Here is a 16,569-nt window from a genome sequence, read left to right as displayed (position 1 = left end):
TTGATAGAGATAGAAAAAGCAAAAGAAATTATTCAGTCTCAAGTCTTTCAATTAAATTCTGAAATACTCTCTATTGATGAAATATCAGGAAGAGTGATAGCGGAAGATTGTTTTTCTGATAGAAACTATCCACCATTCAATCGCTCTGCTATGGATGGATTTGCTGTATCTTCTAAACATTACTCTAAAGGCAAAAAATTCAAGATAGTCGGAACTGTCCAAGCCGGTGATTTAGGAGATAGAGTTTTTTCTGAGTTGGGCAGTGTTAAGATTATGACTGGAGCAAGAGTCCCCGATAATTTTGATGCGGTTATTAAAGTTGAAGATAGCGTAGTATCGAAAGAAGAAGTTTATTTTCAGTTAGACTCGATTTCTTCGTTTCATAATATTGCAAGAAAAGGCGAGGATATTAAAAAAGATTCGCCGGTTTTGGAAAAAGGACACTTACTCAATCCGGTTTCTATTTCTTTATTGGCAAGTATCGGGAAAACCAAAGTACGAGTTTTTCAACCTCCAAAAGTATCGATCCTTTCTACAGGAAATGAAATTGTTCCGATTAATGCAAATCCTCTACCGGAGCAAATACGCGATTCTAATTCATACACTCTTACAGAATTTCTAAAAAAATTTCATATTACCCCAATTCAAAGAGAAATACTTCCTGACATACCGGAAGAGATTTCTAAAAGTATCGAGAAATCCTTAAATTCTGAAATTATTTTTATAACAGGCGGAGTTTCAATGGGAGAATTTGATTATGTCCCAAAAATTTTAGCCGAAAAAAATGTGGACTGCCTTTTTCATAAAATTGAAGTAAAACCCGGTAAGCCTTTTTGGTTTGGAGTAGGGCAAAATAAACAAATTGTATTTGCGTTACCGGGAAATCCGTTTGCTGTTCAAGTCGCATTTAAAATATTTATTGAGCCTTTTCTGTATAAATTATTTCAGAGTTCGGAGTATCTCCCCTTAAAAATCCCTTTTCTGGGCGAGAGAAGAAAAAAGCACAATCTCACTGAATTTTTTCCTGTAAAATTGAATTCTACCGGAATAAAAACTGGTCTTTCTTTGGTAGAGTTTCATGGAAGTGGTGATATCATTGCTGCTGCAAAATCTGATGGAATTGCGTGTCACCCTAAAGAAAAATTCGATTTAAGAGATGGGGAGCTTCTATATTTTTATTCTTGGAATACAGAAAGAGTATAAAAATCAACGAAATTAAAATACTTTTCTTTAATAAAGAAATCAGAAAAAATTAAAAAAATAATTTGACAGAGTTGTTTTAAATTCAAATTAATACATTCAGTTAAATTTTTAGAGAGGAATCAGACGGTAAAACTATGAAATTAGAAAAAAACGTAAAATTACTTCTATCTTTTGTGGCTATAGCTTTATTAGCAAGTTGTGCAGAAACAATAGATGTGGAATATCCAGTTTTCCCAAAATCAAAAGAAGGAAGACAATTACAAAAATTTGTCGGAGTAAACAGACAAGTTGGTTTAGTTGTTCAAAAACCTGAAAAAGGTTTGTGGCACCAGATTTTTGGTGAATCAAGCTTTGTAGATCAAATGCCAAGTAAGGTGTTTGAAGCTTTCGACAAAGAAGGCTACTACAAATTAATCGACGTAAGTAAGCGTGCTGACATTGCAAATGAGCAGATGTTTACCCTTACAGGTCTAACAAAAGGACAAGCAAAACTTGGTAAATTACTGAATGCTGAAATGTTCCTTTTTATCGGTTATCAAAAACCATATACAAGCTGTGGACAAGAAACAAAATTTGATGCAGCTGCAGCCGCATTGAAAGCTGTAAGTATTGCTACCGGTGGAAACAATAATGAAGCAGTTTCTAAACTAACAGGGTATAGAGCAGTTCTTATTCCGCTTGATGCTACACTTATCAATGTTGAGACAGGCGCTACTATGAAATCTGTAGTATCAAAGCCTTATAAACATTTTGCTTCTGTAGGAGATACCGGTTGTCCGGGAGTTCTTGAAGCATTCGGTGAAGCATTGGATGACGCATCAGCACAAATCAAAGAAAGACTATCTCCACAAGTAAAAACCGCAAAAATTAAAATTTTTGTAAAAGATGATAATGAAGAAGTTGCTTCATTATTACAAGAAGGCTACGAAGAAGCATCTGGTGAGACTCCAAGCATGAAAAAAGCATTTGAACAGTGGAAAAAAGCTGATCAAAAAGCTGGTGGAAAAAGTCCTGGAGCACTTAGCAACATGGCAGCTTATTATTTTTCAATCGGTGATTACGACAATGCGATCAAAAATTTTGAAAAAGCAATGAACGTAAAAGGTGGCGATAAAAACTACTTTAGAGAAATGAGAAAAAGAGTAGAAGCTACTGCAGCAGTTGATCAAGGTGATAAGTAATTAAACTTTTCAAATTTGACAAATATAAAGCCGGAGGAATTTCTTCCGGCTTTTTTTTCATATATTGTATCGGATTTTTATTTATAAATCTAAATTGTAAGAAATCCACTCCTACCGAAAAAGAATGTATCAATGTTCACATGCACATTGTAAAAATTATTGCAGATGATCCTAAAATTCCTGAAGAAGAAAAAGCTCTAATCCTTCGTTCTATTTTAAATCCTAAACTTTCAGGTGCGAATATTGATTCTTGCATGAAGTCTAAGTCCAGAAAGCAAATTGAATGTGAAATGAAAGCAACAAGTTTTTTTGAATTGAGTCAATGTAAAAAAAATGAAGGTGAGTTGAAATAAGGAGGACCTATGGATAAGCGATTGAAAGAATTAAAAGTGAGCGATGTAATGACTGATACAGTTTATACTGCTAATTTAGATCATTCTTGGAATGATGTAGCAAGGAAGATGAGTGCTAAAAATATTCATCATATTGTGATTATTGATGAGAATAATTTGCCTCAAAGCATCATTTCTACTTCAGATTTTCTAAGCTTTGCTTTGAATGCAGATTCAAAAACTCTTTCTAAAAAACTTAGAGACACAATTTCCAAGAGACGACTTATCACTGTTCATCCAGAATCCAATGCTTATGATGCCGCAAACTTAATGAATGATCATAATGTAGCTTCTATAGTGGTCGTAAATGAAAAGAATCAATTAGTCGGGATTGTTTCCCCTAAAGATTTAATGAACGAAATTTTGTTTGAAGATGAGCCAATTGATTCGTAGGCATAGAACAATCCCTACCATTTATTAGTTGGCTTTATTTTTTGAGTGTTTGTTTCTCAGTTTTTTCTGTTTATCTTTGTTTATGTAGTATTAGCCTGTTATAGCGGATAGTTTTTCTCTTGGAGAGGTAAACTCCTACCGCAATAGAACTAACCTTGGGTGGAACTCCAAAATCATAGAACTTGGCAGGGATGATTATGTCCCATCCGGCAATGTCAAGCAACAAAAGAAGAGTAAAAAGAGCCGTTCGAGAAATACCAAGCCATTGAGCAAACTCGCCAAGCTCGATCCAATCTGCATTCTCTGGGCGAAAATTCTTCTTTTGCAAATTCTGCCCTTCTTCTTGATATTTTGTCTTCACACAATCCAATTTCTCAAAAGTTCTCCATAATAATACGTTCCTGTACCTCTCTAACAACTCGTGCAAATAATCCTCTCTTGAAATATTTTCTGTCCTACGATTAAACTCATCCATATATTTTTCTGGTATCAACAAACTCGATTGTGTCCGCTCAAATTTTTCAGGATTCATGACTTTCTCCTAATACAAAAATTTACTTTCCTCTATTCCTGATTCCCACCTACTATCTCCTGCCCTTGATATAAGGTAAAAATAGTTTGCTTTAGGAAAAAAAATTTTATCGTTTTTTAAAATTTTTTTTTGTTATTACACAAAAGGTTCTAAATTTGTATTAAAAGCGTAATCCCCTGAATAAGTGGAGTTCCCACATTATTGCGTGAAAAGTGCAGGTTTTGTACTAAAAGCGAAAGCTTAAAACCTCATCCAAAAAGATAAACCTATACGAAAAAAATTTCCAACTCCACAATTTCAGTCTTCAGACCTCAGACATCAGTCCTCTGAATTGGAGTTCCCACATTTTATTTGAAGTTAGGTCTTCGTTTTTCTTTAATAGCAAGCATACCTTCTTTTAAATTTTCGATTACACCGGGTGCTTGAAAACTTTTTTTAGTTTCTTCAAGATATTCTTCATAATGAAACAGAGATTTTTTATTCACATTTTGCTTCGTTTGCCTGATCGCAAGAATTGGAAGACGAAAAAGAGTCTCCAATTTTTTTATGGATAACTTTCTTAAATCTTCTTTCGAGTCTGCAACTTCATCAATCATCCCCACTTCTTTTGCTTCTTTCCCTTTATAGTTGGCGGCTTCGAGACATATTTCAGTTACTTTAATCGGATTCACTGTTTCTTGAATCCTTGCTATAAACATAGCCGGAAGTGGAAGTCCGACTAAAACTTCTGTGAAAGCAATTCTACATCCTGTTGTTAGCATATATCTGTAGTCGCTTGCACTTGTGATCACTGCGCCTCCTCCCATCGCGTGTCCTGTCACCTCAGTAATAAGTGGCTTATCGAATCTAAGAAGGTGTCCAAATAAAATACAAATTCCTCCAACATGCCCTAAAAGCTCTTCACCGGTGGTTGACAAAAGCGTATCACCGTCAAGTCCGTTGCAAAAAAATTTTGGATTGTCGGAAGTTAGTATAACTCCTTTGATTTGGTCATTTTCTTGGATGTCTTTGAGGATATTTTGTAATTCTTCCATATTTTGTTTGGTAAGTGAGTTTTGTTCATTTGTTTGAAACTTTATAATTTCAGCTTTGCCTTTATCGAGTTGCAGGATTTCTCTATTGTAATTCATAACGTCTCCATGTATTTCATGACTTTTATTATTCTTAGAGTAATATAATTACTTATTTTAAATATTTTTTTGCCATTTCATCCACCATAGTTTCAATCTAGGATAAAATTGAAAGATTTTAATTCATAGTTTTGCAAATTAAGCGTAATATGTGTAAAGATAATGAGTTCAAAAGAAGTATTTTTAACTAAAGAAATTTATAGAGCTATAGGATTTAAACTTCGTTTTCTTAGAGAAGACAAGGGCTATACATTGAATCAAATTTGCGATTTGATTTTTAAGAAATATTCTGTGAAAATTAATCCAAATTTATTGGGAAAAATTGAGCGTGCTGAAAGTAAAATCCAAACACATCTATTTTTGTTATTTTGTAAATTTTACAATCTCAACTCTTCTTTCTTTTTAAATGAGAATAAAGAAGAAGCAATTTCGAAAAGTTATTCAAATTTTGATTCAATTATTAGCACTGCTGAAGGGAGAGAGCTTCTTCTTAGGGTTTCTGAAATCAGAAGCTCCAAGATTAAGTTAGAAATTGCGAATGATATACTTCGATCATTATTTTCAAAGTTAGATAAAATTATCCACGATAATTTGCAGGATAAAAATGAGTTTATTTTAAAAGCTGCGTCTTCACAAAAATCAAAAAAAACATAATATTTTTTTAATGAAAATCTTTGTATAGTAGAGAAGGTTGAATTCCTTGATTCGCTTGGTACTTTCCTGATTTATATTCTACAATTTCGCCTTCAATTGTATGGTAAAAAATTTGACAGATCTGGACGTTAGGATATACGATGAGTGGATGGATCACTGAAATTTCAAGAGTCCAATATCCTTTAAATCCAACATCTCCAAAACCAGCAGTAATGTGAACGAACATCCCCAATCTTCCGATAGATGAACGTCCTTCGAGCATTGGGACTAGATTATGGGTTTCAGTATATTCCAAAGTCCTTCCGAGGTAAAGTTTCCCCGGTTCCAATATAAATCCAGTTTCCGGGATAATAATTCGATCAGCCAAATTTGGCTTTTTCATATCTAAAGGAAAATGGTTGTAAACCAGCATTTCATTATGCAGTCTCAAGTTGTATGAGTTTGGGTTTATAAGTGAATTATCCCAAGGCTCAATAATTATATCTGTTCCTGATCGTTTTTGAATTTCATTCCCTGTCAGTATCATATCATTCACCTTTAAAAATAGGCTCTCTCTTTTCCTTAAATGCTACTAAAGCTTCTTTTCTATCTTTTGTATCTAAAGTCTTCAAATAATATTTTCGTTCAATATCAAGTGCCTCAACGATAGTATTTCCGATGCCCTCTGTGATAGCAAGTTTTGCAAGACTAACTGCAATAGGTGCAGAGGTAGAAATCTCTTTTGCTAATAAAATACTTTTCTCTAACATAGAATCTTTTGAATAAGCGTAATTGACTATTCCAAATTTTTCGGCATCAATAGAATTTATTCTTCTAGCTGTAAATATTAATTCTTTGGTTTTAGATTCGCCGATGATCCTTGTGAGTCTTTGAGTTCCTCCGGCTCCGGGAATAATTCCAAGTTTAGTTTCGGTTAATCCAATTTTTGCGTGTTCAGAAATTATGCGAATATCACAAGAAAGAGCCATTTCCAATCCACCACCATAAGCATCTCCGTTGATGGCAGCAATTGTAGGGATTGGAAAATTTTCTAACTTTAGAAATAATTTTTTCATATTATCTAGAAATTGAATTATATCATTCTCTGTCATTAGTGCTCTTTCTTTTAAATCAGCACCTGCACAAAATGCTTTATCGTTTGAGCTTGTAATTATTAAAACTCGAATATTTTTATTTGAAGTTATATTATCTAGGGATAAGTCGAAAGAATTCAAAAGGGATCTGGATATTGCGTTCCGATTTTCAGGAGAGTTTAGATATAGTAGAGCAATATTGTTCTCTATTTGAATAAATGTTTTATCTGACAAAAAATTGCTCACTCATTGATTTGAATTCAAATTATCTATATTTCGTTAAAATATCAAGAACGAATTTTATGATTGGAAACAAAAAAGGGTAGGTTGAGTTTAGTCTCTTTTCCATAGGATTTCTTCTGCTTGGATTTCGTTACCTTCTATTATAATTTTTACATGGTGGTGAAAGAATTCTTTATTATTTTTAAAAATTCTTGGAACTTTTGCTGCATTTATGTATAAAATATTGTCTTTTTTTAGACTCCATATTCTGTTATCTGTTTTGGAAATTTTGTGATGCATGTGACCTGAAAAGACCCCTAAAACTTTTTTATTTTTTGAGGTTGCGTATTTTATGGCATTGTGCAAATCTACATCCCCCCAATCTCCTCCTTCTTTTTTAAAATCACAACCATAAATATCCGATTGTTTTACTCCTAATCCGGATGCCCCATTATGGGATAGAAAAATTATTTTATCTTCTTTTATAGTATCGATAATTTGTTTTAATTTATTTTCTGAGTCAGACATATTGGATACGTTGTAATTTTCTTTTAGAAATCTGCTAAAGCTAAGATTTCCCCCCATTGAAAATGGTCTTCCGGCAATTAGGCAGAGTGAGTCTTGAGGTTCTCCAATAGAATGAGATGAGTAGCCTGCCACTTGGATTTCGCCTAACGTCTTTTCCCATTGTTTAAATCTTTTATTTTGTCCAAAAGAGCCTACTCGAATGAGATATTGATTTTGTCGAATCTCACCAATGAGTTGTAAAAGGTTTGAACTATCCCAATTTCCAGGGACGATGAAGGATTTTTTCTTTATTTGTGAAATATTTTTTGAAACTCTTTTTTCATCGCGAGGTAAAAATCCTTTCAAGTCACCGGTAAATAATACAAGATCATAATCTGACTCATTAATTGATTTTACATCGAAGTTATTCCAAAATCCGTGAATATCACCAAATAGAGCTATTTTCATATTAGTGTAGATGAGTCTCTTGTATAATCCAGTCTAAATATTCTGGATTTCCATTTACAATAGGAACTATGATAACACAGGGGCAGGTGTATGAATGATTTTCTTTTACAAATCGCACTAATTTTTCTGTATTGGATTCACGAGTTTTTGCGATGATTACAGTTTCCTTCTCATCCATTATTTTTCCTTCCCATGAATATATAGAATTTATATTATTAAAAATATTGATACAAGCCACGATATTTTTTTCTACAAGTAATTTACCGAGTTTTTTTGCTTCTTGCTTATTCTTAGTTGTAATATATGCAATACAAGGTTTCATTTTCTATTTCCAAGTAGAATTTATACAATAGTCAGAAAATGTAAAGATTTCTTATTTAGAATTTAAATGTATAAGATAGTTCAGCCATCCTATTTTGTGCAGCAGTTTCACTTGCAGCACCAAACATTCTAATAATTCTGGTCGAAGCTAAAGCAGCCATAATAATTCCACTGTTTTTCATTTCAAAAAATCCGTAAGAGGGCCCTTTTTTCAGAAATAGATCGTCTAGTGTCTTTTTTTTCGTATTTGTTTTATCTGCATAATAATAAGCGCCACCGACGAGCAAGATGTCGGCAAGAACATAGAGTAGGATTTTTTTAGAGGCATCGTTGTCGTAATAAAAGGGAGAATTTCTGGAGTTGTAGTACACACTTGCGGCTGGTGTTACGACGTTAAAAAGTTGGGACAGAATATGACTTTTTGTCGTGACTCCTTTACCAGATCTATCTGGGTTTTTTAGTATTTCAGATTCAATGATTCTTCTGAGAACTTTTGCTTCTCCTTTTCTGGGCGATTCGATACGAATAATTGCATCAAGAGAATTTTTATTAATTTTACCTATATAGATATTAAAGTTGAATGGAGAAAAAAAATTGTCTGTGTACCGGTGTATAAATCCTCCGGTTTTATCAGGTGAGTGAAATTTGTCTTCGGTAACTCGACTCAAGATTTTTAGTATTTGAATATTCATATCTTCTACAGTTGAAGTAGTTTCTATAATTTCAGCAGAGAAAAGATTTTGTATTGAAAAAATAAATAGCGAAACAAGAATTAAAATTTTCTTTTTCATACCACTTTTTCTCCAAGAAAAAATGCCAATAGCAGTCCGAGTGAATTATATGTTGCATGTGCAGAAATTGAAACCCAAATATTTCTGGTTCTGATATAAAAATATCCAAAGCAAAATCCTACAAAACTTAATATGATTGGAATGACGGGTGACGCTTCAGGAGAATAATGCACAGCTCCAAAAATGGCTGAAGTAATTGCTAGACCGATTCTTGTTGCAGAAATACCAATAAAGTGAGTAAGCAAAAATCCTCTAAAAAACCATTCTTCGATTATTCCGGTAATGATACCTATGCTATAAATTGACCATGCAAGCAGATAGGTGTTATCTTTAAGATTTTTAAATAATGCAGTCTGAAAAAAATTTCCTTTGGGTTTGTATCCAATAATTAGGAGTATAAGAGAAATAGAACTGACTAAGAAAAATACAGAAAACCCTGCCATAACTCCGGTACTGATAGAACCAAAGTTAAGATCGTCAGAAAGTAGATTTAATTTTGCTCCGGTTTTTTTTAAAATATAGTAAGTAATTGGTAGGAAAGAAATTGCCCAAAGAAGACTATTCCAAAATAGTAAGCCGGGCTTTTCGCCTAACGCAAGTTCAAAATATTCGGAAGAAATTTTTTCGGGATTCTTTTCAGCTTCTTTTTGAAATTTTTCTACAATTTCCTTTTGAGATGTTTCTCTTTCCGATTTATCCATTTCGAGAATATTATCAGGAAGTCTTGTTTGGAGTGTAATGGTTAAAATACTCAATCTCAATAGTAAAAACAATAGAATCTGGCAGAAAAATATTAAAGTCAAATGTGTTAATGCAATTTTAACGATTAATGAAGTCGGTGGTTTTGTAGTTTCTTCCATTGGATTTCCGATTACAAGTTTTGTAAGTTGCATTTTTAAGTCATTGTTTTTTTCGATTAATCCGATAGAAAGAATAGTGAAAATTCTATTTCTTATTCTAATACATTTTTCTGCGTTGTATTCTTTTTCAGTTATTCCATTGGGGAATTTAGAATATTCTAATAAACTATTGCAAAAGTTGAGAGAAGATGTTCGCTATAATTTGAAAGCCTCAAAATCTAGCCCGAGTGATTCTAATTTAACAGAACTAAAATTTTATAAATATAAGGTTGAACATAAAGACAATTTTTTCATTATCATGGCGCGAACAGGAATGGATTTGGATACTCTTTCCTCGGTAAATTCACTTTCTAATCCAAAAGATTTATATACAGGCATGACTCTTCTGATTCCGAATATGCGAGGGGTTTACGATAGATCCGGTTTAGATGAATCCTTAAAAAGTAGGAAAACCTTATCAGAAAAATATTCAATTCCCAAAAATATTTTAATTTTTGATAAAGATAGGAATGAATGGTTTATTCCCGGGCGTGGTTTAGAAAAAACAGAAAAGTCATTTTTTTATGGATTGGCTTTTATGAAGCCATTGGATGATGGAGTGCAGTCTTCTCCTTATGGTTTTAGAAAAGATCCGTTTACAAATAAAAAAACCTTTCATGGTGGAATTGATATAGCAGCAGAAAAAGGAACCGACGTGTATGCGTCTGCCGATGGTGAAATTATAATTTCCAATAAACAAAACGGTTATGGAAATTTAGTGATCATAAAACACGCTTTAGGTTTTGAAACGAGATATGGTCATTTGAGTAAATTTTTTGTTAAGAAGGGGCAGAAAGTTAAGAGGGGGGATAAGATAGGCGAAGTGGGAAATACCGGAAGAGCTACAGGAAATCATCTACATTTTGAAGTAAGAAGATTTAGCAAAAATCAAAAACCAAATTTTAGAATTCATAACAGTTCATAAAGACATTAAATTTTATTCCAAGAAAACTAAAAAGGATTAGTGAAATCTATTTTTTTATCCGAGTACTTTTTTAACTCTTGGTATAGAAAATCTTTTGTATTCGAGATTGTTTTTTCAGGATAAGAAATGATTCCTTCAAATTCTTCAAAATTATAAAATAAAATATCAGAGTCCATACGAAACTTTTGAATTTTTTTGTGGTAGTCAGAATTAATTCTAAATACACCTGTGGAAATATCTAAAATTTTATTTTCAGGAATGACCGAAAAAACTTGCTTAAAAAATTCTTTATAGATGAACTCATAGTTAGGAATTATAAGAACCGGATCAAAACAGAGCCGAACCTTCCACCCGGCATTGATTGCGGCTAACGCACTATTTAATCTTTGATTTAAGGTTGGAGTTTTGTTTTCATAAGATTGAATAATGGATTTTGGTGAAAGTGTCCATGCTAAAATAATATTTTCTGTAGGTGAAATATTTTGAATTTCTTTGAAATTGGAACTTTTTGTTCTAATTTCGACAAGAAGACCGGAAGTTTTTCGGGCAAACTCAATCCATTGCGATACAAAAGGATAAATTTTTTCAAATGCAAGAAGATCGGTGTCATAAGATGCACTCAAATAGATACTTGAGCTGTTTAGTTTATCTTCGATAGAAGAAAAAAAATCTTCAATATTTACAAAAATAACTATATAGGCAGAAGGATACATCCCTTGTAAATAGCAATAGTCACAATTATAGATGCAGTTAAACACTAAAGAATTGTAGAAAAAATTTTTGTTTCCAAAATCAGGGGTGAGTTTGGAGCCTTCATAAAGAAATTGGCTCTCCTTTTTTGCAAGGATTAGCTTTGGGAATTTTTTTTGTAATGTAAAATCTTGCTTTGAGCGATTGAATACATCTTTGTAGTTTTTAATTTGAATGAGAGGAGTTTCTTTTATTTTTTCTAGTATAGATTTTGCAATCGGATAATCAATTGCTTTAGTTTCAATATAGATATGTGAAAATTTCATTCAACGTGCTTGGGAAAAAATATCTCTTGAATACTTTTATGATTTTTGATTAAGTCTAAGGCTTTCTCTATTAATTCTTTTCCTTCTTTAGTGTGATTCCAAACATTTAAACCGGATGGGTGAGGAAGTGGAATCCAATCGGAGGAAATTCCAAATATTGTTCTTTCAAATTTTTTCCCTACAACATTTTTTAATTTATAGTTTAAATTTTTTTCCATTGTTAAATCTATTGCTAATTTTCCGATAGGAATAACTAATTCAGGCTTGTGGTGTTTGAATTCAAATTCTAAATATTGTGAGCAGTTTTGAATTTCGATACGAGACGGTTTTCTGTCCCCATTTTTTTCTTTTCCGGGAAAACATCTACACATGGCAGACATATTTACTTTATTCCTGAAATCTTCTTCTTCAATACCTATACTTTGCAGCCATCGAAACAAAGTTTTTCCTGCGGTATAAGAGAATGGTTTCATAAAACGTTTTTCGTGGATTCCGGGTGCTTGTCCAATGCTGATAATTTTGGTATTTTGAACTGAGCCTATAATTGGAGGGCCAATCATCTTAGGACAAATTTTGCAATTAGATAGAGTTTGTATAAATTCTTTGTAGGATTCCAAGAATTTCTCCTCTAAAATTCTTTTACGCCGTCACAAATTTCAAAATTCAGAAAGTGCAATTCTATACCAAAAGTATTTTGATAATCAGAAATTAGACTATTTCGGATTTTCTCAAGTTCTCCCAATTTGCAAAGAACAAGAATGCACCCGCCGAAACCTCCTCCTATCATCCTTGCTCCGGTTATCTTTGAGTTTTTTAAGAAAGCAACAATGTGGTTTGTTTCTATGCAGGAAACTTCAAACAATTCTGAAAGAGATTTGTGAGTTTCATACAAAACTTGCCCTACGAGTTCAGGATTTTTTTCTTTAAAATGCTTTAATATTTCTTTAGTTCTTTTTTTTTCGCCCAAAACATGACGCACTCTATTTAGCTCTTCCTTTGTTAAGCCAAGATTATCGTACTCCGTAAAAATGTCTGAATTGTATAAATTTTGCATCTGGGGAAATTTTTTTTGAATTTTGTTCAATGCAGATTCACATTCTTTTCGTCTTGTATTGTATTCGCTGTCTTTGAGAGAATGTTTTACACCGGAGTGGATAAGAGTCCATTCGTATCCTTGCAAATAAAAGTTGTGATAGGTAAATTCGAGCGTGATTGTATTTAAAAGTATGCAGTTATTTTTTTTTCCTACCGAAATAATAAATTGATCCATTATACCGCATTTCATGCCTACAAAATTATTTTCTGCTTTTTGACCAATAACTGCAATGTCTTCTTTTGATAAATTGAGATGAAAAATTTCAGAAATAGATCTCCCGACTGCTACTTCAAGTGATGCCGAAGAAGATAGACCTGCACCTTGTGGAATATTTCCGTCAATGATTAGCTCAAAGCCTATTTCTTGATTAGCAAGTTTTTTAATTTCTATGACCACGCCTATGATATAATTTACCCAAGGAAAAAATTTATTAGTTTCCAATGAGTTTATGTTTACTGTTTCAGAAAATTGAACTGAATATAAATTTATAAATGAATCGTCTCTTTTTCGTATTGCTACATTCGTAAAAAAACTAATAGCTGCAGGTAAAACCAAACCTCCAAGATAATCTACATGCTCACCAATGATGTTGATTCTTGCAGGTGCTTGAAAGAATCGAATAGGGTGAGTTGAATCTCCAAACTTTTGAATAAGTAAATTTTCTAATCCTTGTTTATCAAGTAACATGGTCTAACTATTTTCATTTACAGTTATAAGATCATAAATTTCTTTTACAATATTTTCTGAAAGATTATTAAATCTAAGACCGTACTTATTTTCTTCTCCATCTTGATTCAATCTCAAAACCTCACAAGGTAGTTTTTCAGAAAAAAAATAAGATTCTAAAACAATATCTTCTCCGATTTGTAATTTATTTTCAGTTTTTATAGAGCACCCCATCATGCTAATATCTTCCAGATTCCCAAAAAATTCTTTATCGGATACACACAATTTTATTAAATTATTCTTTTTAAATCTCTTGAATAAACGATTGTCGTCCATTTGTAACACTCCTAAAAAATTAATTATTTGCAGACAATATTAAAAATAATTTTTCCATCTTCTGGATGAAATAAAAATTTTGCTTATCTTTAATTGAACTTGCTTTAAATTGAAAGTTCATTTCTATTAAGGATTCGTATAAATAGGAAATTGCTTTATCGCTAAAAATTTCAGTTTCTCGGATGAGTTTGGATCGAACGAATTTTTTTCTGGCAGGAGAATAAGACTCCATTCCCATCAATTTATAGAATTCGTTTTCATCGTCTTTACTACGAAATTTTTTTAACAAGATTTTTGCCTTTCTGATTTCATTATTTTTCTCCAGCAATCGGTTTAGTAGTCTCAGATACAATTTATCTGTATCTGTAGAGTCCGGTCGAATTTTTGAAAATTCTTTAAAAAATTCAAATCTACTATTGGAAAATAAAAACTCTACTAATTGATCCGGATTGTAATCTGTAGTTGCAGATAATAATTCTTTTACTTCTAATAATGAAAAATGTTTTTTTCCAAAGTATGACTTTAGTTTTTTTATGCTGCGAAGATAAGTTCCGAAAGAAGGTGGAGTCTTATAAATAAATTCATCTATTGCATCTATATCCATGGAAATTTTTTCGTGTTTCAGAATTCTTTCCAAAGAATTTCTTGCTTCATTTGGAAAATAATTTCTACTCTTGATATAACCTGCGCCATCAGAAAAAAGTTTTTTCAACTTCAAAGGAATTTCTTTGGAGTCGTAGTGAACAAGTAAAATAGTTTCATCAGTGATTTTTGACAAACCGGCTTTTAACTCTTCGTAGTATTTTTCTTTATTTGAAGACAGCAAGGGTTTTAAAAAATCGCTTCCTGATTTTATAACACATAACCTATTTTGCGAAAACATATTCATGCTAAACAATTCAGAAATAAATTTTTCAAGGTCTCCGGTTTCTGAAACATAGACTACAACTTCAAAAGCTGCACCTTGTTTTTTCATTATGGATTTATAATAATCCACTAAAAGGTCAAATTCAAAAGAATCTTCTGAGACATATAGAAATTTAGAAGGCAATTTATCAGAAGTTTTAAAAAATAAATCGTATAAATCCTGATATTCAATAGTTTGTTTTTTTTCTAATTCGCTCATCTTCCCTAAAAATTAACCGATAATATAATTATGAACTTCGGTGAAGGCGTACAAAAAATTTCCTCAAACCAAGAGCCAGTCACTTATATTCAGCCAATATATCCACAACGTCCGATCTCGAAAATTGAAAAAGTAAAATCCGATCCGGAACAATTTTTTTCTAAAGAAAAATTTAACGAAATGAAAGAAATGGCTCTCGGAAAGCCGGATAATTTTAGAGATTTCCTAAAAGGGAATATTAGCCTCAGAGGGAGTATTCTGGATATTACTGCCTAAACTTACTTCAAAGGAAGAATTTTTGCATTCTTGATTTTAAAATTTTTTAAAAAGAAAAAGGCGCTCTGCTTAAATTCAGCATTTTTCGGATTCTATGCCCATACCGGATTTATCGCCGGTCTGGAAGAATTAAAATTTAAACCGGATGCAATTACCGGGTGCTCTGCCGGTGCTTTGGTAGCTGCTCTGTATGCGGCTGAAATTCCTTCAAATGAAATTATTCAAGTTATGCTAAAAATTCAAAAAAATGATTTTTGGGAAGGTAATCCTTTTTCCCAATTCATAAAACCGATTCGGCAGGGGCTTAAAAACTATTCTGGAATTTTGAGCGGTAAAAAAGTTCGAAATCTGCTGTATCCGTATTTTAAAAGGAAGAGGATCGAAAATCTCTCCATTCCTTTGGGGATTGCTGTATCTAATATTTCAAAAGGGACAAGGGAGTTAAGGACAAAAGGAGATATTTTAGAAACTGTGATGTGCTCAGTTGCATTTCCTCTACTTTTTGAAATACAAAATATGGAAGGAGAGGATTTTTTAGACGGTGGGGTGAGCGACCACGAACCTATTCGGGAGCTTATTTTGGATAAGAAAATTGATCGAATTTTTATTCACGAAATTAATACAAATAGCAAAGGAAAAACCGGAAAATTAAAAAATGCCCTTGGTGCCGGAATTTCTATTATAGAAAAAGAAACCAAGGAATTAAAAGAAATTCTAGCGGAAAAGACAAACACTAAATTGATTCGCTTGACAACTAACGCCTTGCCGGTTGGTCCGAATAGCATGAATTTAGGGATTGAAAATATTAAAAAAGGCTACTCTACAGCTATTCAAAATAGCAAAATTTTGTTAGAAAAGTGGTAATTTGTATTTATAAGAAATACACTTTGCTAAAACCCCTAAATTAGCTTTCCTTTCTATTTTTTATATTTCATAAATTTTAGTGCTTGCAAATTCAGGTTTTAATAAATCTCCTAATCTATATACCAATTTGTTTGGAGAAGCAGTTAAATCTTGAATTGTAAACTATGGATATTAAATTAAGAAAAGCCGGAAATGTTTCAATTATTGACCTGAGCGGAAGTCTCGATATTTATACTTCAACTGATTTTAAATCGTTTATTGAAAAGAATATAAATTCTGAGAACAATAGAGTGATTATAAACATTGAGAAAATGACTTATATTGATTCTTCCGGGATTGGAATGTTGATTAAGGAATTGAATTTTGTTCAGACTTTAAATGGGGATTTTAAAATTGCTAATATGAAAACGCCTATTGAAAAAGTTTTTAAAGTAGCTGGGTTGACATCGTATTTTCAGATTATTAGCGAAGAAGAATATAAGCAAATCAGTGGCTGAT

22 protein-coding genes are annotated in these 16,569 nt (G+C 32.3%); 9 read left to right on the top strand and 13 right to left on the bottom strand.

The features are described from left to right. The 4 genes from HS129_11780 to HS129_11765 all read left to right on the top strand — a co-directional run bounded on the left by HS129_11780 (nt 1) and on the right by HS129_11765 (nt 3,169). On the top strand, nt 1-1,203 hold the full coding sequence (locus tag HS129_11780; GenBank protein ID MBE7412719.1) for a molybdopterin molybdotransferase MoeA: 1,203 nt from the start codon (nt 1-3) through the stop codon (nt 1,201-1,203). Nucleotides 1,204-1,337: 134 nt separating this feature from the next. After that, nucleotides 1,338-2,384, top strand: a complete 1,047-nt coding sequence (locus tag HS129_11775; protein MBE7412718.1) for a lipoprotein LipL41 — start codon at nt 1,338-1,340, stop codon at nt 2,382-2,384. Next, complete coding sequence (lep, locus tag HS129_11770; protein MBE7412717.1) at nt 2,384-2,737, top strand: LipL41-expression chaperone Lep; 354 nt, start codon at nt 2,384-2,386, stop codon at nt 2,735-2,737. The genes HS129_11775 and lep overlap by 1 nt, the downstream gene beginning before the upstream one ends. A 9-nt stretch (nt 2,738-2,746) precedes the next feature. Then, nucleotides 2,747-3,169, top strand: coding sequence for a CBS domain-containing protein (locus HS129_11765; protein MBE7412716.1), 423 nt, complete (start codon nt 2,747-2,749; stop codon nt 3,167-3,169). A 70-nt stretch (nt 3,170-3,239) separates the two neighbouring features. Here the strand turns inward: HS129_11765 and HS129_11760 are convergent, their stop codons facing one another. Both HS129_11760 and HS129_11755 read right to left on the bottom strand, forming a co-directional pair. After that, entirely contained in the window at nt 3,240-3,701 is a 462-nt protein-coding gene (locus HS129_11760) for a DUF1564 family protein (protein MBE7412715.1), read from the bottom strand. Nucleotides 3,702-4,048: 347 nt separating this feature from the next. Further along, nucleotides 4,049-4,831 carry an enoyl-CoA hydratase/isomerase family protein gene (locus tag HS129_11755; protein ID MBE7412714.1) on the bottom strand — a complete coding sequence of 261 codons (783 nt, stop codon included), beginning with the start codon at nt 4,829-4,831 and terminating at the stop codon, nt 4,049-4,051. A gap of 162 nt (nt 4,832-4,993) precedes the next feature. On the opposite strand from HS129_11755, the gene HS129_11750 reads away from it, so the two are divergent. Further along, on the top strand, nt 4,994-5,485 hold the full coding sequence (locus tag HS129_11750; protein ID MBE7412713.1) for a hypothetical protein: 492 nt from the start codon (nt 4,994-4,996) through the stop codon (nt 5,483-5,485). A 7-nt stretch (nt 5,486-5,492) separates the two neighbouring features. Here HS129_11750 and HS129_11745 read toward each other — a convergent pair whose 3' ends face one another. From HS129_11745 to HS129_11720, 6 genes are all read right to left on the bottom strand, one after another. Next, on the bottom strand, nt 5,493-6,011 hold the full coding sequence (locus tag HS129_11745) for a dCTP deaminase (protein MBE7412712.1): 519 nt from the start codon (nt 6,009-6,011) through the stop codon (nt 5,493-5,495). Between the two features lies 1 nt (nt 6,012). Beyond that, nucleotides 6,013-6,792, bottom strand: a complete 780-nt coding sequence (locus tag HS129_11740) for an enoyl-CoA hydratase/isomerase family protein (GenBank protein MBE7412711.1) — start codon at nt 6,790-6,792, stop codon at nt 6,013-6,015. A gap of 99 nt (nt 6,793-6,891) precedes the next feature. Further along, nucleotides 6,892-7,755 (bottom strand): metallophosphoesterase, encoded by an 864-nt coding sequence (locus HS129_11735; GenBank protein ID MBE7412710.1) that lies wholly within the window; start codon nt 7,753-7,755, stop codon nt 6,892-6,894. Nucleotide 7,756: 1 nt separating this feature from the next. Continuing rightward, nucleotides 7,757-8,077: a divalent-cation tolerance protein CutA gene (locus HS129_11730; GenBank protein MBE7412709.1), complete on the bottom strand. Its 321-nt coding sequence runs from the start codon at nt 8,075-8,077 to the stop codon at nt 7,757-7,759. Nucleotides 8,078-8,132: 55 nt separating this feature from the next. After that, complete coding sequence (locus HS129_11725) at nt 8,133-8,867, bottom strand: hypothetical protein (protein MBE7412708.1); 735 nt, start codon at nt 8,865-8,867, stop codon at nt 8,133-8,135. Next, the gene (locus HS129_11720; GenBank protein ID MBE7412707.1) at nt 8,864-9,622 is read right to left on the bottom strand and encodes a CPBP family intramembrane metalloprotease; all 759 of its coding nucleotides are present in this window, start codon (nt 9,620-9,622) and stop codon (nt 8,864-8,866) included. The genes HS129_11725 and HS129_11720 overlap by 4 nt, the downstream gene beginning before the upstream one ends. A 148-nt stretch (nt 9,623-9,770) precedes the next feature. Between HS129_11720 and HS129_11715 the strand changes: the two genes are divergently transcribed. Then, nucleotides 9,771-10,691: a peptidoglycan DD-metalloendopeptidase family protein gene (locus HS129_11715; protein MBE7412706.1), complete on the top strand. Its 921-nt coding sequence runs from the start codon at nt 9,771-9,773 to the stop codon at nt 10,689-10,691. 26 nt (nt 10,692-10,717) lie between these two features. Here the strand turns inward: HS129_11715 and HS129_11710 are convergent, their stop codons facing one another. The 5 genes from HS129_11710 to HS129_11690 form a co-directional block, all read right to left on the bottom strand. Next, nucleotides 10,718-11,707: a radical SAM protein gene (locus HS129_11710; GenBank protein ID MBE7412705.1), complete on the bottom strand. Its 990-nt coding sequence runs from the start codon at nt 11,705-11,707 to the stop codon at nt 10,718-10,720. After that, nucleotides 11,704-12,267 carry a uracil-DNA glycosylase gene (locus HS129_11705; protein MBE7412704.1) on the bottom strand — a complete coding sequence of 188 codons (564 nt, stop codon included), beginning with the start codon at nt 12,265-12,267 and terminating at the stop codon, nt 11,704-11,706. The genes HS129_11710 and HS129_11705 overlap by 4 nt, the downstream gene beginning before the upstream one ends. Before the next feature lie 68 nt (nt 12,268-12,335). Beyond that, nucleotides 12,336-13,490, bottom strand: coding sequence for a galactokinase (gene galK, locus HS129_11700; protein MBE7412703.1), 1,155 nt, complete (start codon nt 13,488-13,490; stop codon nt 12,336-12,338). Nucleotides 13,491-13,493: 3 nt separating this feature from the next. Beyond that, the gene (locus tag HS129_11695; GenBank protein ID MBE7412702.1) at nt 13,494-13,805 is read right to left on the bottom strand and encodes a PilZ domain-containing protein; all 312 of its coding nucleotides are present in this window, start codon (nt 13,803-13,805) and stop codon (nt 13,494-13,496) included. Between the two features lie 19 nt (nt 13,806-13,824). Then, a complete protein-coding gene (locus tag HS129_11690; protein MBE7412701.1) occupies nt 13,825-14,931 on the bottom strand; it encodes a DNA polymerase III subunit delta in 1,107 nt (368 codons plus the stop codon). Between the two features lie 30 nt (nt 14,932-14,961). On the opposite strand from HS129_11690, the gene HS129_11685 reads away from it, so the two are divergent. The 3 genes from HS129_11685 (at nt 14,962) to HS129_11675 (ending at nt 16,568) form a co-directional block, all read left to right on the top strand. Then, a complete protein-coding gene (locus tag HS129_11685) occupies nt 14,962-15,207 on the top strand; it encodes a hypothetical protein (protein MBE7412700.1) in 246 nt (81 codons plus the stop codon). A gap of 30 nt (nt 15,208-15,237) precedes the next feature. After that, on the top strand, nt 15,238-16,071 hold the full coding sequence (locus tag HS129_11680; protein MBE7412699.1) for a patatin-like phospholipase family protein: 834 nt from the start codon (nt 15,238-15,240) through the stop codon (nt 16,069-16,071). 164 nt (nt 16,072-16,235) lie between these two features. Beyond that, complete coding sequence (locus HS129_11675) at nt 16,236-16,568, top strand: STAS domain-containing protein (GenBank protein MBE7412698.1); 333 nt, start codon at nt 16,236-16,238, stop codon at nt 16,566-16,568. Nucleotide 16,569: the final 1 nt, after the last annotated feature.

Source organism: Leptospiraceae bacterium (genome assembly GCA_015075105.1).
In the GTDB taxonomy this organism is placed as follows: domain Bacteria; phylum Spirochaetota; class Leptospiria; order Leptospirales; family Leptospiraceae; genus JABWCC01.
The sequence above is the reverse complement of the archived record's forward strand: the minus strand, read 5'-3'. Positions and strand labels throughout refer to the sequence as shown.